We start from the raw sequence: 15,256 nt of genomic DNA, 5'->3' as shown, positions 1-15,256 counted from the left end.
CATGGTCGACAGGACTCGGGCAACTCTGGCCGGTCCGGCCCCCTCGGGGCCGGGCCGGCCCCACAATGTCCCGGTGAGACGACAGGGGAGCCCCGCAACGGCACGCGCCGCCTGGACCGTGCTCGCCCTGCCGCTGCTCACCGCGGCCTGCTTCGCCGTGACCGTGGCCCTCGACGTCGCGACGCCGGCGTCCGGCCCCGGGGTCGAGCTGGCCCCCGGCTACGGCTGGCCCTACGCGCTGCTCGGGCCGCTGCTGTGCGGGCTCGCCACCGTGATCCTGCTCCGCGACGTGCGCCAGGGCTGGGGCTGGGCGCTGGCCTGGCTCGGCGTCTTCTGGGCCACCGACGGCCTCGCCCAGTCCTACGTGCGCTTCGGCATCCGCCCCGACCACGCCCTGCCGGGCGAGAACTTCGCGCTCTGGAACCTCAACCGGCTGGGGGCGTTCCTGCCCGTCACCGTGGCGGTCCTGCTGATGATCTTCCCGACCGGCCGGTTCCTCGAGGGACGCTGGGGCCGGGCCTGCCGGGTCGGCCTGGCGCTGATGGTCCTCTCGGTCGCGGCCGCGATCCTCGCGCCGACGGGCCCGCCCACCGCCGACCTGCCCCCGGGGGTGGACGTCGACGCGTTCACCCTGCCGCTGCCCCTCGAGGTGGCCGACCTCGCGATGCCGGTCGTCGTGGCCCTGTCCATCGGTGGCCTGGTCCTGTCCATGGCCGCCGTGGTGGTGCGCTACCGCCGTGCCCGCGGCCTCGAGCGCGAGCGGATGCGCTGGCTGCTCTGGTCCGTGGTCGCCATGGCGGTCGTGATCGGGCTCGGCTTCGTCGTGGAGCTGCAGTACGTGAACGACGGGGTGGTCTTCGTCCTCGCCGCGCTCCCACCGATCGCGATGACCATCGGCATCGTCAACCCGACCGTGGTCCCGGTCGAGGACCTCGTCGGCCGCACCGTCCTGTACGGCGTGCTCTCGCTGGTCCTCGTCCTGGTCGACCTGGCCGCGGTCGCCGTGCTCACCGCAGCGCTGGGCGACAGCCTCGACCAGCGCCAGGTCGTGGTCACGGTGCTGCTCCTCACCGCGGTCCTCTACGGGCCGCTGCGCCAGCGGCTGGCGCTGGTCGTGCGCCGCGTGGTGCTCGGCGAGCGCGCCGCGCCGTACGACGCGGTGGCCGGCCTCGCCGCCAGCCTCGAGACCGCGGACGAGGGCCCCGGGCAGCTGGCCGCGGTGGCCCGCGCCGTCGGTGCGGCGTTCGGGGTGGGCTTCGTCAGCGTCGAGGTGGACCGCGGGGCGGGGGAGCGGCTGGTGGCCACCTACGGCGAGCGGCCCATCGATACCCGCACGCTGCCGATCACCTACCGGGACGCCGAGGTCGGCCGGCTGGTGCTGCCCGCGCGCGGCATGCGCAGCCGGCTCAGCCGCCGCGACGAGCGACTGCTCGGCGACCTGGTCCGCCAGGCGGCCACGGCTGCCCGGACCAGCCGGATGGCCGACGAGCTCCAGGACAGCCGCGAGCGGCTGGTCGTGGCCCGCGAGGAGGAGCGCCGGCGGATCCGCCGCGACCTCCACGACGGCCTGGGCCCGGCGCTGAGCGGGGTGGTGTTCCGCCTGGAGTCGGCGCGACTGCTGGTGGACCGCGACCCGGACGCCGCGAAGGGGCACCTGGCGGACACCAGCGAGCTGGTGCAGGAGGTCGTGGCCGACGTACGCCGCCTGGTGCACGACCTGCGCCCGCCCGCGCTCGACGACCTGGGGCTCGTGGGCGCGCTGCGCCAGCAGGCCGAGCGGCTGTCGGGCCCGGACCTGGCGGTGCGCGTCGAGTCCGACGACCCCGACGACCTCGGCGCGCTGCCGGCGGCGGTCGAGGTCGCGGCGTACCGCATCGCCGCCGAGGCGCTCACCAACGTGGTCCGCCACGCGCGGGCCGAGCGCTGCGTGGTCCGGCTGGCCCACGACGGGCGGGACCTCGTCGTCGAGGTGGCCGACGACGGCGACGGGATCGTCGCCGAGGCGCAGGCCGGGGTCGGGCTGCGGTCGCTGCGGGAACGGGCCGCCGAGCTCGGCGGCCGCAGCGAGGTGACCTGCCCGGTGGACGGCGGCACGCTGGTGCGCGCGTGGCTGCCGACGAGACGGCCGGCGTCGGTGCCGGCGGAGGAGATGGCATGACCGGGACCCCCATCCGCGTCGTCGTGGTCGACGACCACCAGATCGTCCGCGACGGGCTGGTCGCGCTGCTCGGCGCGCTCGACGGCGTCGAGGTGGTCGGCACCGCCGCCGACGGCCGCGACGCGCTGCACGTGGTCGACGAGAGCCGGCCCGACGTGGTGGTGATGGACATCCAGATGCCGCAGCTCGACGGCATCGAGGCCACCCGGCGGATCACCGCCCGGCAGCCCGGCGTACGCGTCGTGATGCTCACCATGAACGAGGACGACGACACCGTGCTCGGCGCGATCCGGGCCGGCGCGTCCGGCTACCTGCTCAAGGGGTCGGGCGCCGAGGAGGTCCTCAACGCGGTCCGGGCGGCGTACGCCGGAGGCATGGTCTTCGGCGCCACGCTCGCATCCCGGGTGGCCGCGCTGTTCGCCGCGGGGCCGGCGCCGCGGGCCGTGGCGTTCCCGGAGCTCACCGACCGCGAGCGGACCGTGCTCGAGCTGCTCGCCGCCGGACGCTCCAACGACGCCATCGCGCGCGAGATCTACGTGTCGGGCAAGACCGTGCGCAACCTCGTCTCCTCGATCTACACCAAGCTGCACGCCCCGGACCGGGCCGCCGCGATCATCAAGGCACGGGAGGCCGGATTCGGCCGCTCGTGAGCGCGAGTCACAATGGGGGCATGAGCACCAAGCCCACGTCCAAGGCCGCCCGGGTCCGCGAGATCAACGACTCCATCCGCTACACGATGTGGTCGGTCTTCCGGCTCGCCGACGTCCTCGGTGACGAGGCCGACCGCGAGGCCGAGGGTGCCGAGGTCGAGAAGCTCTTCGCCGAGCTCGCCGAGGCCGACGTCGTCGTGCGCGGGGTCTACGACGTGAGCGGCCTGCGCGCCGACGCCGACGTGATGGTCTGGTGGCACGCCGCCTCCTCCGAGGAGCTCCAGGCCGCCTACCACCGCTTCCGTCGTACGGCGTTCGGTCGCCGCCTCGAGCCGGTCTGGTCGCAGATGGCCCTGCACCGGCCCGCGGAGTTCAACAAGAGCCACATCCCGGCGTTCATGGGCGACGAGGAGCCCAAGGCGCACGTGTGCGTCTACCCGTTCGTGCGCTCCTACGAGTGGTACCTGCTCGAGGACGAGGAGCGTCGCCGGATGCTCGCCGAGCACGGCAAGATGGCCCGCGACTACCCCGACGTGCGCGCCAACACCGTCGCGTCGTTCGCGCTCGGCGACTACGAGTGGATCCTCGCCTTCGAGGCCGACGAGCTCTTCCGGATCGTCGACCTGATGCGGCACCTGCGCGGCTCCGACGCCCGTCGGCACGTGCGCGAGGAGGTGCCGTTCTACACCGGCTCGCGAGTCGGCGTCGCCGAGCTCGTCGAGCGCCTACCGTAGGGGCCGTCCCACCTGACCGTGCTCGCCCGGAACCGGTCGCGAGAACGGAGCGTCCCACCCGCATGAAGCTCACGCTCGCCCTGGCCGTCCTGCTGCTCGTGGCCGCCTGCGGCACCGACACCGCAGACACCGTCACCGATCCCGCCACTGATCCCGCCGACTCGCGCTCGACCGCTGCGACCCCCGGTGCGGTCAGCACCGGGAGCATCCCACCTTGGGTGCACGGCGAGGTCAGCACCCGGACCCTCGCCACCGTCATGGACACCGGTGACCCCGAGCTCTGCCTGGGGCCGGTTGCGGAGTCCTACCCGCCGCAGTGCCGCGGGATCCCGCTGAAGGGCTGGGACTGGGCGGACCAGCACGGCAGGTTCGAGACGTCCGGCGACGTGCGCTGGGGGCTGTTCAAGGTCACCGGCACGTTCGACGGCACCACGATGACCGTGAGCGGCGCGATCCCCGAGGAGGTCTACGACGCCCTCCGGGACCCCGAGCGGCCCGAGGAGCCGTTGCCCAGCGGTGACGCCGGCCTCGCCGGGCCGCAGCAGCAGGAGATCCAGCGCAAGGTCGAGGCGCACCCGCTGCCGGGCACGCTCAGCGTCTACGCCACCCCCGCGGCCGTGGTCGTCGAGGTGGTCCACGACGACGGGTCGCTGCAGGAGCAGGTGGACGCGGCGTACGGCGCCGGGGTCGTCGAGGTCCGCTCGATGCTGGTCCCGGTCATCTACTGAGGCCGCACCACCCGTCAGGTGAGCGGGTGGTTGGCGCGGAACATCCCGGCCGGGTCGAGCTCGGCCCGGACCCGGCACAGCCGCTCCCAGGCGTCCGCGGCGTACCCACTGCGCGCGTCGACGGCGTGCTCGGTGAAGTTGAGCACCCGGCGGTCGGTCGACCAGGGCCGCAGTGCCGTGACCACGCGGTCGGCGTCCGCCAGCCCGGCGGCCGCGGCCGCCGGGACCGGCGCGATCGCGACGCAGAAAAGCGCGTAGTCGTCCGGCAGGTGGTCGAGCACGCCGCCACCCGGCGCCGGGCGGCCGAGCGCACCGCCGAGGTGGCGGACCTCGGCGAACAGCAGCGAGGTCGTCGTGCCGGGCCCGACCTCGGCGAGCAGCGCGGCGACCGCCTCCTCGTCGAACGAGCCGAGCATCGCGTGGCCCGAGACGGCTGGGGTGGGGCCCGGGGGGTCCATGTGGATCTCCGGCAGCGCCCCGGCGGGCATCCGGCCGAAGGTGTCCATCTCCGGGCCGAGCGCCCGCAGCGGCGCGAGCAGCTCGGCGGCCCGGTCGTCGTCCTCGAGGACCGCCCCGTCGATCACGACCAGCTGCCGCCCGCTGAGGAACGGCGGCAGCTCGGGCAGCGGCGGGAAGCTCATCACGCGCATCGCGGTGGTCACCGAGTCCGGCAGGTCGCGGGTCCACTCCGACCACGCGCGCACCACCGCGGGGGCGTGCTCGCGGTCCCACAGCAGCATCCCGGCGTACACGTCGGCGACCGGCAGCAGCCGCAGCTCCAGCGCGGTGACGATGCCGAGGTTGCCGCCGCCTCCGCGCAGCGCCCAGAACAGCTCCGCGTGGTGGTCGGCGTCGGCGAGCACCACCGTGCCGTCGGCGGTCACGACCTCCACCGCGAGCAGGCTGTTCGCGGCCAGCCCGTGCTGCCGGCCGTACCACGACAGCCCGCCGCCCAGCACGTAGCCGGCGGCGGCCACGTCGGGGGAGCTGCCGTGCATCGCGGCCAGGCCGTACGGCGCTGCCGCGGCCACCACGTCGCGCCAGAGCGTGCCGCCGACCACCCGGGCCGTCCCGGCGTCGGGGTCGATGCCGACGCCGGTCATCTCCGAGAGCCGGACCAGCACCACGCCGTCGAGGCCGCGCTCGGCCAGCGGGGCGGCGTTGTGACCGCTGCTCTGGGGCGCCACCCGGAGCCCCGCGGCGGCCGCGGCCCGGACCACCTCCGCGACCTCGGAGGCGTCGTGGGGCACGACCACGGCGGCCGGCCGCTGGTCGACGGCGACGTTCCAGGGCAGGCGAGCCGCGTCGTACCCGGGGTCGCCGGGCAGGTGCACGCGGCCCCCGCAGAGCCCGCGCAGGGCCTCGGCGGGGGAGTCGGTCGGGCTGTCGATGATGGGTTCGAGGGGCATGTCGACGAGCCTCGCGGCTGCGCCGCCGTCCCGGCCATCCCGCGGTTGGGGGATCTTTGTCAGGAGTCGGCAGGCTCGAGGGTCAGGCTGATCGAGTTGATGCAGTAGCGGTCGCCGGTGGGCGTGCCGTAGCCATCGGGGAAGACATGCCCGAGGTGCGACCCGCAGTTTGCGCAGCGGACCTCGACCCGCTTCATGCCGTGGGAGCTGTCCTCGAGGTACTCGATGGTGTCGCTGATCGGCTGGTAGAACGACGGCCAGCCGCAGCCGGAGTGGAACTTGGTGTCGGACTCGAACAGCTTGGCCTGGCAGGCCTTGCAGCGGTACACGCCGGTGGTCTCGGTGTCGGTGTACTCGCCCCGGAACGCCGGCTCGGTGCCGGCCTGGCGCAGCACGGCGTACTCCTCGGGCGAGAGCTCCTCGCGCCACTGCTCGTCGGTCTTGTCCACCTGGTAGCCCATGCATACAACCGTAGGCGCGCGGGCAAGGGTGTGGCGTACGCCACCGTGACCCGAGGCGCGGGAGCCGGTTGACGTATTGAGAGAACAACTGTTCACTGAACTGCGACACCGCTTCAGGCAAGGGGGATGCATGGCGTCCAGCAGCACCATCTCGTGGGACCGGGTCCGCGAAGCAGGCTCGAAGCTCACCACCCCGTTGCACCCTGACGACTACCTGCGGCTGCTCAACCCGCTCTGGAGCGCCCGTGAGCTGCGCGGCCGGGTCGAGGAGGTCGTCCCCGAGACCGAGGACGCCGCGACGCTGGTGATCCGGCCGGGGTGGGGCTGGCGCTACGACCACCGGCCCGGGCAGTACGTCGGCATCGGGGTGCAGGTCGACGGCAAGTTCCAGTGGCGGTCGTACTCCGTGAGCTCGCCGCCGCGGCGCCGCGGCCGGACCATCTCGATCACGGTCCGGGCGATGCCCGAGGGGCTGCTCTCGGCGCACCTGGTCAAGGGGCTGGCGCCCGGCACGATCGTGCGGCTGGCGCTGCCGGAGGGCGACTTCGTGCTCCCGGACCCGCCCCCGGCCCGGATGCTGTTCCTGGTCGGCGGCAGCGGCATCACCCCGGTGATGGCGATGCTGCGCACCCTGGACCGGCGCTCCCAAGCAAACGGCAGAGCCATGCCCGACGTCGTGCTGCACTACTCCTCGCCGACACCCGACCGGATGATCTTCCGCGACGAGCTGGCCGAGCTGGAGGAGCGCCACGACTCGCTCACCATCCATCGCCTGCACACCGACCTCGACGGGATGCTCGAGCTCGCCGACCTCGACGAGCTGTGCCCCGACTGGCGGGAGCGGGAGACCTGGGCGTGCGGCCCGGGCCCGATGCTCGACGCGATCAGCGAGCACTTCGAGGCGGCGGAGCTCGAGGAGCGCCTGCACCTCGAGCGGTTCTCCATCGAGCTCGGCGGCGACGGCGGCGAGGGCGGGACGATCACCTTCCGCAACTCCAGCAAGACCATCGAGGCCGACGGCGCCACCACGGTGCTCGAGGCCGGCGAGCAGGCCGGCGTCGGCATGCCCTACGGCTGCCGGATGGGCATCTGCCACACCTGCACCCTGACGCTGGTCTCCGGCACCGTGCGCGACCTGCGCAACGGCGACGAGTTCGGCCAGCCCAACGAGCCCGTGCAGACCTGCGTCACCGCCGCGGTCGGCGACTGCGTCCTGGACATCTGACCGACGAAACGGGTCTCGACACGCTCGCCGGCGCTCGCTGCTCGACCAACGAAAGGACTGATCATGGCCATCTCGGACGTCAAGGAGTACACCCACCTCACCGTGGAGGAGGTGGAGCAGATCGGGCGCGAGCTCGACGCCATCCGTGCCGACATCGAGGAGTCCCGCGGCGCGGCGGACGCGGCGTACATCAACCGGATGATCAAGGTGCAGCGCGGCCTCGCCGCGGCCGGCCGGGTCACGCTGGCGGTCGGCACCCAGTCGAAGAAGACCCGCAAGCCAGCGTGGGTCGCGGGCGCCGCCCTGCTCGGCCTGGCCAAGATCCTGGAGAACATGGAGATCGGCCACAACGTCATGCACGGCCAGTGGGACTGGATGAACGACCCGGAGATCCACTCCAGCAACTGGGAGTGGGACACCGCGCAGCCGGCCGAGCAGTGGAAGCACTCCCACAACTACATCCACCACCAGTTCACCAACGTGCTCGGACACGACAACGACATCGGCTACGGCATCCTGCGGATGGCGCGGGAGCAGAAGTGGCACCCGGCCAACCTCGGCCAGCCGGTCTACAACGCGATGCTGGCCTCGCTGTTCCAGTGGGGCGTCGCCCTGCACGACCTCGACATCGAGAGGATCCGCAAGGGCGAGAAGGACCCCAAGGAGATGAAGCGCCAGCTGCGCCAGATCTTCCGCAAGGGCCGCAACCAGATCGTCAAGGACTACGTCGTCTATCCGGCGCTGTCCGGCAAGCAGTGGAAGACCACGCTGACTGCCAACGTGACGGCCAACCTGACCCGCAACCTGTGGTCCTACGTGATCATCTTCTGCGGCCACTTCCCGGACGGCGCGATGCACTTCACCGAGGAGGAGCTCGAGGACGAGACCCGCGCCGAGTGGTACCTGCGCCAGATGCTGGGCTCGGCGAACTTCGACGGCGGCCCGCTGCTGCACATCCTCTCGGGCAACCTGGGCTTCCAGATCGAGCACCACCTGTTCCCGGACCTGCCGAGCAACCGGTACGCCGAGATCGGGGAGAAGGTGCGGGCGCTCTGCGACAAGTACGACATCCCCTACACCACCGGGCCGCTGCACCGGCAGTACGGCCAGGCGCTGCGCACGATCATCAAGCTCTCGGTCCCGAACGGCTGGACCTCCAGCAACGACCCGGCCCCGCCGGAGCGCCCGGACACGGCGAACGAGCCGTCCCTGGACCGCGGGCGCAAGTCCGACGAGGAGCGGCAGCCGCGGCGTACCGAGCTCGGTGCGTGGACGCGCAGCCCGCAGGAGCGGAGGCACGACTGATGGATCCCGCACCCCGGGCCTTCTCCGAGCTGCCGAGCGACCCCGAGCTGCGCCTGCCGGTGCCCTTCGCCTGCGGCACCAGCGGGTACGGCGGGCCGCGCGACGACGGTGCCCCCACCGCTCGCGTCCTGGACGGCCGGCGGGTGACCCAGTGCGCCCTCTCGCGGGTGTGCGGGGTCTGCGGCGCCGGGCTCGGCCGGCCGATCGCGTTCCTCGGCAGCCGGCTGGAGGCGGACCGCAACGCCTTCCACTTCCCGCCCGCCCACCTCGAGTGCGCCGAGTCGCTGCTCGGGGCGTACTCCGGCATCACGGTGCCGGTGCTCGGCCAGGAGGACCCGGTGACCTCGTGGGTGCTGGTGACCACACCCGCGTTCGAGTTCGTCCGGCCCGCCACCGAGGACCTCGACCGGCGCCCGACGTTCCAGCCGCACTCGATCCTCGACGAACGCGTCGCCGGCTGACCCGGCGAGCGACGGGCTAGGTTGGCCGCATGCCGAAGCCAGCCGCAGCCGAGGTCGACGCCGGGGGACGCGGCGTACGCGTGTCGAGCCCGGGCCGGGTGATCTACCCCGCGACCGACCGGACGCCCGAGGTCACCAAGCTGATGGTGGCGGAGTACTTCGCGAGCGTCGATGACGGGCTGATGCGGGCGCTGCGCGACCGGCCGACGGCGCTGGAGCGCTGGCCCGCGGGTGTGCTGCCGGGGATCAAGCTGGCCATCGGACGGCCGGGGGAGAAGGCCGACGCGTTCTACCAGAAGAGGGTGCCCAAGGGGGCTCCGGACTACCTGGAGAGCGTCGAGGTGACCTTCCCGTCGGGGCGGACCGCCGACGAGATCTGCCCGACCGAGATCGCGGTGCCGGTCTGGGCCGCCCAGATGGGCACGCTCACCTTCCACCCGTGGCCGGTCCGGCGCTCGGACGTCGACCGTCCCGACGAGCTGCGGATCGACCTCGACCCCCAGCCCGGCACGACGTTCCGCGACGCCGTGCGCGTCGCCGGGGTGGCCCGCGAGCTGCTCGAGGAGCTCGGCATCCGCGGCTACCCGAAGACCTCCGGCAACCGCGGGGTCCACGTGTTCGTGCGGATCGAGCCCCGGTGGGAGTTCACCGACCTCCGGCACGCCGCGATCGGCTTCGGCCGGGCGCTGGAGAAGCGCGACGAGGGGGTGACCACCAGGTGGTGGAAGGAGGAGCGGGGCGAGCGGGTCTTCGTCGACTTCAACCAGAACTGCCGCGACCGCACCATCGCCTCGGCGTACTCGCTGCGCCCGATCCCGGGGGCGCCGGTCTCCACGCCGATGACGTGGGAGGAGCTCGCCGAGGTCGAGGACCCGGCCGCGTTCAACCTGTTCACCGTGCCGGAGCGGCTGGCCTCCGGCGGCGACCCGTGGGCGTCGATCGACGACGTGCATCACGACCTGACCCCGCTGCTGGAGCTCTGGGAGGACTCGGAGGGCGGCGAGATGAACTACCCGCCGGACTACCCCAAGATGCCCGGCGAGCCGCCGCGGGTGCAGCCGAGCAAGAAGGTCGAGGCGCACTGGGACGCCGACGGCAACAGGATCGAGCAGTGACCGAGGACCAGCGGGTGGGTCGCAACCCCGGCGAGCCGGCCAGGTCGGGGGCGCCCGGGGCGCCGAGGTGGGCGGCGTACCTCGACTGGGTGCGCGAGGAGATCATCGACGGGGTGCTGTCGCTCTCGCCCGAGGAGCGGCGTACGACGCGGCTGGCGTCGGGCTGGACGCCCATCGAGCTGCTGTCCCACGTCCTGCACATGGAGCAGCGGTGGTTCGTCTGGGGCTTCCTCGGCGAGCGGGTCGACGAGCCGTGGGGCGACTGGACGGTCGACGAGCCGTGGGAGGCCGACGCCGACGGACGCTGGTACGTCGCGCCCGGGAGCACCGCCGAGGAGCTCGCGGAGCGGCTGCGCCGGATCGGCGAGCGGACCCGCGGCGTGCTCCGCGACCACGACCTGGCGGTGACGGCCTCACCCGGGGGCCGGTTCGCCGCGGACCCGCCCACGCTGGAGTGGATCTGCTTCCACGTGCTGGCGGAGTACGCCCGGCACGCCGGCCACCTCGACGTCGCCGTCGAGCTCGCCGGTGGGCCGACGGGGCCGTGAGCGGCTAGAAGCCGGTGATGCCCTCGCTGCCGTAGCCCTCGGCCTGCTCGTCGAAGTTCTCGTGCTCGAGCAGGTGCAGCACCGGGACGCCGATCTTGCGGCGGGCGCGGGAGGTCCAGTCGACGTGGAAGAACTCGGCGACCACGTGCGGACGGGTCAGGATGATGGCCTCGCCACCGTCGACCCGCTTGACCTCCGCGGCCAGCGCGTCGATCGGCGGCTCGCCGCAGACCTTGCCCTCGGCGGTGGCGCCGGTGGCCCGCAGCGCGGCCAGCGTCGAGGCGAGGTCCTCGTTGGAGCGCTCCTGGCAGTCCTTGCGGACGGCCTCGAGGTCGACGTCGTTCATCGCCATGGCGGGGGAGGTGAGCACCTCGCCGGCCGAGAGCGAGCCCATCGCGGACTCGATCCGCGCCGCGGCGTCCTCGAGGGGCAGGAGCACGTGGTAGAAGACGGGCTGGTCGATGCCCTCGTGCAGCGACCGCACCTGTGTCGCGTCGGCAGCGCTCAGGGGCTGCTCGACGAGCAGGACGACGTGGTACGTCTCGGTGTTGCTCTCACTCATCGCGGTCGCCTCCCGGCTGTTCGTTGACACCCAAAATCCTACCGAGGTCGTAGCTGACCGGCTCCTCGAGCTGCTCGTATCCGCACGACTCCGGGTCGCGATCCGGCCGCCACCGCTTGAACTGGGCGGTGTGCCGGAAGCGTCGGCCCTCCATATGGTCGTACTTCACCTCGAGCACCAGGTCCGGGCGCAGCGGCGTGAAGGAGAGGTCCTTGCCGGCGCTCCAGCGGCTCTGGGTGCCCGGCACCCGGTCGGGGTTGGCGATCGCCCATTCCTGCCACTCACCCCACGGGTGCTCGGCGATCGGGCAGACCAGGGGCTGGAGCTCGGCGATCAGCTCGGCGCGGCGCTTCTCGGTGAAGCTCGCGCTGACGCCGACGTGCTGCAGCTTGCCCTCGGCGTACAGGCCGAGCAGCAGGCTGCCCAGCAGCGGTCGCTCGGGGGTCGACGTCTTGTGCTCGCGGTAGCCGGCGACCACGACGTCGGCGGTGCGCTCGTGCTTGATCTTCAACATCGTGCGGGCGTTCTGCTGGTACGCCGCTTCCAGTGGCTTGGCGACGACGCCGTCGAGCCCGGCGCCCTCGAAGTGGTGGAACCAGTCCTCGGCGACGGCCGGGTCGGTGGTGGTGCGGGTGAGGTAGCAGGGGCCGGTGAGGCCGTCCAGCGCCTCCTCCATCGCCGCGCGGCGCTCGGCGAACGGGCGGTCGACGTACGACCTGTCGCCCAGCGCCAGCAGGTCGAAGGCGACGAAGCACGCCGGGGTCTTCTCGGCGAGCATGTCCACGCGTGACTTCGCCGGGTGGATCCGCTCCTGGAGCGTCTCGAACTCCAGCCGGGCGCCCCCGTCGCCGGTGGGCAGCGCGACGAAGAGCTCGCCGTCGAGCACGCAGCGCTCGGGCAGCTGCTCGCGGACCGCCGCCACGACCTCCGGGAAGTAGCGGGTCAGTGGCTTGGTGTTGCGGCTGGTGAGCTCGACTTCGTCGCCGTCCTTGAACACCAGGCACCGGAAGCCGTCCCACTTGGGCTCGAAGCTCAGTCCGCCGACCTTCGCGGGGTCGGGCACGCCCGCGACCGACTTCGCCAGCATCGGCTGCACGGGCGGCATCACGGGGAGGTCCACGGGGAGACCCTAGCCCCGGCACGGATCGGTGCGGGAGCCCGTCAGAACTGGTGGATCGGTACCCCCAATTGGGTAGAGGTCGCGGTCGGTCACCCCCGCCGCCCGTGAAACAGGCCAGTGTGCGGTCTCAGATCGAACAGTGCTCCGCCGGAACGGCTGGTCGTGCAGCTGGCGGGGCTTCGAGTGACAACTACGAGGGGGAAGTTGCATGACCGTGAGAGAAATCGTGAACAGCCGCACCGGCGCGGTGATCGGTGGCGCGATGGTCCTGGTGACCCTGGGTGGGGTGGGCGGCGCCTTCGCGGCGACGCAGATCACCTCCAAGGACATCAAGGACGGGACCATCCAGAAGAGCGACATCGGACGCGGCGCCGTGGGGTCCAACGAGGTCCGTAACGGCACGCTCGGCCTGCTCGACTTCAACAACTTCACCCGGGACCAGATCAACCAGCCCGGCCCGCAGGGGGAGACGGGTCCGGCGGGCCCGCAGGGCCCGAAGGGCGACAAGGGTGACACGGGCGCCACCGGTGCCGCGGGCACGGCCGGTCCCGCGGGCCCTGCCGGTCCGGCCGGCCCTGCCGGTCCGAAGGGGGACAAGGGCGACAAGGGTGACACCGGCCCGGCCGGTGCGAAGGGGGACACGGGCGCCACCGGTCCCGCTGGTCTGAAGGGGGACACCGGCGCCACGGGCCCGGCCGGACCTGCGGGACCGGCGGGCATCGCCGATGTCGTCGTCGTGAAGGCGCCGGTGTCCGGCGGCTGGAGCAGCGGCCAGCACTCGGACGTCGCCCGGTGCGCCCCGGGGCAGGTCGCCCTGTCGGGCGGCTTCTCCAGCGACCCCACGGCTGCGGGCCAGATCGAGATCTACACCTCCGACCCCGTCCTGATCAGCTCCTCGGGGCAGATGCTCGATCCCAACGGTTCGATGGGCAACGCCTGGGAGGTGTTCGGCTACTACAACGGCACCGGCTCGGTGAAGGTGAGCGTCTGGGTGATCTGCGCGACCGTTCAGTAACGGGCGCCAGTCGCCAGAACGACAGGGAGGGCCGGGCACCATGCCCGGCCCTCCTTCGTGCCGTCCGGCCGCCGGGACGTCGTACGAGGGGGCTGCCCGCGCGGCCAGTTCGTATGACACCCGGTGATGACAAGTAGCCTGTGGCCGTCATCCCCGCTGGGATGCAATCCCCGGTTGGTCTGCCGGCAGGGCCCGCCTGACTTTGAATCAGGACTAGCGACGTAGGTTCGACTCCTACCCGGGGAGCATGGCCAATGCTCGACACAACCTGACCGTCATCGTCCTCGCCGCCGGCGGGGGCACCCGCATGAAGTCCAAGACCATGAAGGTGCTCCACCCGGTCGGCGGGCGCAGCATGATCGGCCACGTGCTGACCGCGGTGCGGGAGATCGAGCCCGAGCGCATCGTGGCGGTGGTCGGCCACCAGCGCGAGCAGGTCGGCCCGCACATCCAGGAGCTGGTGCCGGACGCCGTGCTGGCCGTCCAGGAGACGCAGGACGGCACCGGCCACGCCGTACGGGTGGCGGTCGAGGCGGCGGGTACGACGGGCGGCACCGTGCTCGTGGTCACCGGGGACACCCCGCTGCTGCGGGGCGACAGCCTGCGCGCGTTCGCCGAGGAGCACGAGGCCGCCCAGCGAGCGGTCAGCATCCTGTCCGGCCTGGTGCCGGACCCGTTCGGCTACGGCCGGATCGTCCGCAACGACGAGGGTGACGTCGAGGCGATCGTCGAGGAGAAGGACGCCACCGCGGCTCAGCGGGAGATCCGCGAGATCAACTCGGGGATCCTCGCCTTCGACGCGGAGTTCCTGCTCGAGGCGCTGCCCAAGATCGACAACGACAACGCCAAGGGTGAGTACTACCTCACCGACGCGGTCCAGCTGGCCCGCGACGCCGGCCTCACCGTCGGCGCCCACCCGATCGACGACGTGATGCAGACCGAGGGCGCCAACGACCGCGCCCAGCTGGCCGAGCTCGGCCGGGAGCTCAACCGACGCATCGTCACCCAGTGGATGAAGGACGGCGTGACGGTCATGGACCCCGCCACCACGTGGATCGACGCCGACGTGGTCCTCGCCCCGGACGTCACGATCCTGCCCGGCACCCAGCTGCTCGGCGCGACCGTCGTGGCCGAGGATGCCGTGATCGGCCCCGACTGCACGCTCAAGGACTGCGAGATCGGGTCCGGTGCGCGCGTGGTCCGGGCGCACGCGGAGCTGGCGGTCATCGGCGAGGGCGCCAACGTCGGCCCGTTCTCCTACCTGCGGCCCGGCAGCGAGGTCCGCGCGCGCGGCAAGATCGGCGCCTTCGTGGAGACCAAGAACTCCGTGATCGGCGAGGGGGCCAAGGTGCCGCACCTCTCCTACGTCGGCGACGCGGAGGTCGGCGAGGGCGCCAACATCGGCGCGGGCACGATCGTCGCCAACTACGACGGCGTCAAGAAGCACCGGACCAAGGTCGGCCGGCACGCGAAGACGGGCGCCAACAACACCTTCGTCGCCCCCGTGGAGATCGGCGACGGCGCCGGCACCGCGGGCGGGACCGTCGTACGCCGTGACGTCCCGCCGGGTGCGCTCGCGGTCTCCGGCGGACCCCAGCGCAACCTCGAGGGCTGGGCCGAGCGGAAGCGTCCCGGCACCGCCCAGGCCGAGGCGGCGGCCGCGGCGACCGGGCAGGAACCGCAGGGTGAACGAGACGCGTCTCACGAGGACCGGTCCGGAGTTGGGCAGACCGGCTCCGGTGAGGAACAATCCTGAAACGCACCT

Annotated in this window: 15 protein-coding genes and 1 tRNA gene; 12 read left to right on the top strand and 4 right to left on the bottom strand. The window is 72.5% G+C overall.

Features of this window, described 5'->3' with window-relative positions; all coding sequences use genetic code 11:
- The first annotated feature begins 73 nt into the window (after positions 1 to 73).
- From ABD268_RS07690 to ABD268_RS07675, 4 genes are all read left to right on the top strand, one after another.
- Positions 74 to 2,158 (top strand): histidine kinase, encoded by a 2,085-nt coding sequence (locus ABD268_RS07690; RefSeq protein ID WP_344149734.1) that lies wholly within the window; start codon positions 74 to 76, stop codon positions 2,156 to 2,158.
- Positions 2,155 to 2,808, top strand: a complete 654-nt coding sequence (locus tag ABD268_RS07685) for a response regulator (protein WP_344149732.1) — start codon at positions 2,155 to 2,157, stop codon at positions 2,806 to 2,808. Before ABD268_RS07690 ends, ABD268_RS07685 begins: the two co-directional genes overlap by 4 nt.
- Positions 2,809 to 2,828: 20 nt before the next feature.
- Entirely contained in the window at positions 2,829 to 3,542 is a 714-nt protein-coding gene (gene hemQ, locus ABD268_RS07680) for a hydrogen peroxide-dependent heme synthase (RefSeq protein ID WP_344149730.1), read from the top strand.
- Between the two features lie 62 nt (positions 3,543 to 3,604).
- On the top strand, positions 3,605 to 4,270 hold the full coding sequence (locus ABD268_RS07675; RefSeq protein WP_344149728.1) for a hypothetical protein: 666 nt from the start codon (positions 3,605 to 3,607) through the stop codon (positions 4,268 to 4,270).
- A 14-nt stretch (positions 4,271 to 4,284) separates the two neighbouring features.
- On the opposite strand, the gene ABD268_RS07670 is transcribed toward ABD268_RS07675, so the two are convergent.
- Together ABD268_RS07670 and msrB are read right to left on the bottom strand one after the other, a co-directional pair.
- Positions 4,285 to 5,679, bottom strand: a complete 1,395-nt coding sequence (locus ABD268_RS07670; RefSeq protein WP_344149726.1) for an FAD-binding oxidoreductase — start codon at positions 5,677 to 5,679, stop codon at positions 4,285 to 4,287.
- A gap of 59 nt (positions 5,680 to 5,738) precedes the next feature.
- Positions 5,739 to 6,140: a peptide-methionine (R)-S-oxide reductase MsrB gene (gene msrB, locus ABD268_RS07665; RefSeq protein ID WP_344149724.1), complete on the bottom strand. Its 402-nt coding sequence runs from the start codon at positions 6,138 to 6,140 to the stop codon at positions 5,739 to 5,741.
- A 130-nt stretch (positions 6,141 to 6,270) separates the two neighbouring features.
- Here msrB and ABD268_RS07660 point away from each other — a divergent pair, with 130 nt between their 5' ends.
- From ABD268_RS07660 to ABD268_RS07640, 5 genes are all read left to right on the top strand, one after another.
- On the top strand, positions 6,271 to 7,365 hold the full coding sequence (locus ABD268_RS07660) for a ferredoxin reductase (protein WP_344149722.1): 1,095 nt from the start codon (positions 6,271 to 6,273) through the stop codon (positions 7,363 to 7,365).
- Positions 7,366 to 7,428: 63 nt separating this feature from the next.
- The gene (locus tag ABD268_RS07655; protein ID WP_344149720.1) at positions 7,429 to 8,670 is read left to right on the top strand and encodes a fatty acid desaturase family protein; all 1,242 of its coding nucleotides are present in this window, start codon (positions 7,429 to 7,431) and stop codon (positions 8,668 to 8,670) included.
- Entirely contained in the window at positions 8,670 to 9,131 is a 462-nt protein-coding gene (locus tag ABD268_RS07650) for a hypothetical protein (protein ID WP_344149718.1), read from the top strand. Before ABD268_RS07655 ends, ABD268_RS07650 begins: the two co-directional genes overlap by 1 nt.
- Positions 9,132 to 9,160: 29 nt before the next feature.
- Entirely contained in the window at positions 9,161 to 10,246 is a 1,086-nt protein-coding gene (locus tag ABD268_RS07645) for a DNA polymerase domain-containing protein (protein WP_344149716.1), read from the top strand.
- On the top strand, positions 10,243 to 10,794 hold the full coding sequence (locus tag ABD268_RS07640; protein WP_344149714.1) for a mycothiol transferase: 552 nt from the start codon (positions 10,243 to 10,245) through the stop codon (positions 10,792 to 10,794). Before ABD268_RS07645 ends, ABD268_RS07640 begins: the two co-directional genes overlap by 4 nt.
- Positions 10,795 to 10,798: 4 nt before the next feature.
- Here the strand turns inward: ABD268_RS07640 and ABD268_RS07635 are convergent, their stop codons facing one another.
- Positions 10,799 to 11,356 (bottom strand): hypothetical protein, encoded by a 558-nt coding sequence (locus tag ABD268_RS07635; RefSeq protein WP_344149712.1) that lies wholly within the window; start codon positions 11,354 to 11,356, stop codon positions 10,799 to 10,801.
- A complete protein-coding gene (locus ABD268_RS07630; protein ID WP_344149710.1) occupies positions 11,349 to 12,476 on the bottom strand; it encodes an ATP-dependent DNA ligase in 1,128 nt (375 codons plus the stop codon). Before ABD268_RS07630 ends, ABD268_RS07635 begins: the two co-directional genes overlap by 8 nt.
- Before the next feature lie 208 nt (positions 12,477 to 12,684).
- Here ABD268_RS07630 and ABD268_RS07625 point away from each other — a divergent pair, with 208 nt between their 5' ends.
- The 3 genes from ABD268_RS07625 (at position 12,685) to glmU (ending at position 15,247) form a co-directional block, all read left to right on the top strand.
- Positions 12,685 to 13,491, top strand: a complete 807-nt coding sequence (locus ABD268_RS07625) for a hypothetical protein (RefSeq protein WP_344149708.1) — start codon at positions 12,685 to 12,687, stop codon at positions 13,489 to 13,491.
- 167 nt (positions 13,492 to 13,658) lie between these two features.
- Positions 13,659 to 13,737: transfer RNA gene (locus ABD268_RS07620), tRNA-Gln, on the top strand.
- Between the two features lies 1 nt (position 13,738).
- Entirely contained in the window at positions 13,739 to 15,247 is a 1,509-nt protein-coding gene (gene glmU, locus ABD268_RS07615; RefSeq protein ID WP_344149706.1) for a bifunctional UDP-N-acetylglucosamine diphosphorylase/glucosamine-1-phosphate N-acetyltransferase GlmU, read from the top strand.
- The last annotated feature ends 9 nt before the right edge of the window (positions 15,248 to 15,256 follow it).

This window comes from Nocardioides koreensis (assembly GCF_039531775.1).
Classification (GTDB): domain Bacteria; phylum Actinomycetota; class Actinomycetes; order Propionibacteriales; family Nocardioidaceae; genus Nocardioides; species Nocardioides koreensis.
This window is presented reverse-complemented; position numbering and strand designations above follow the sequence as displayed.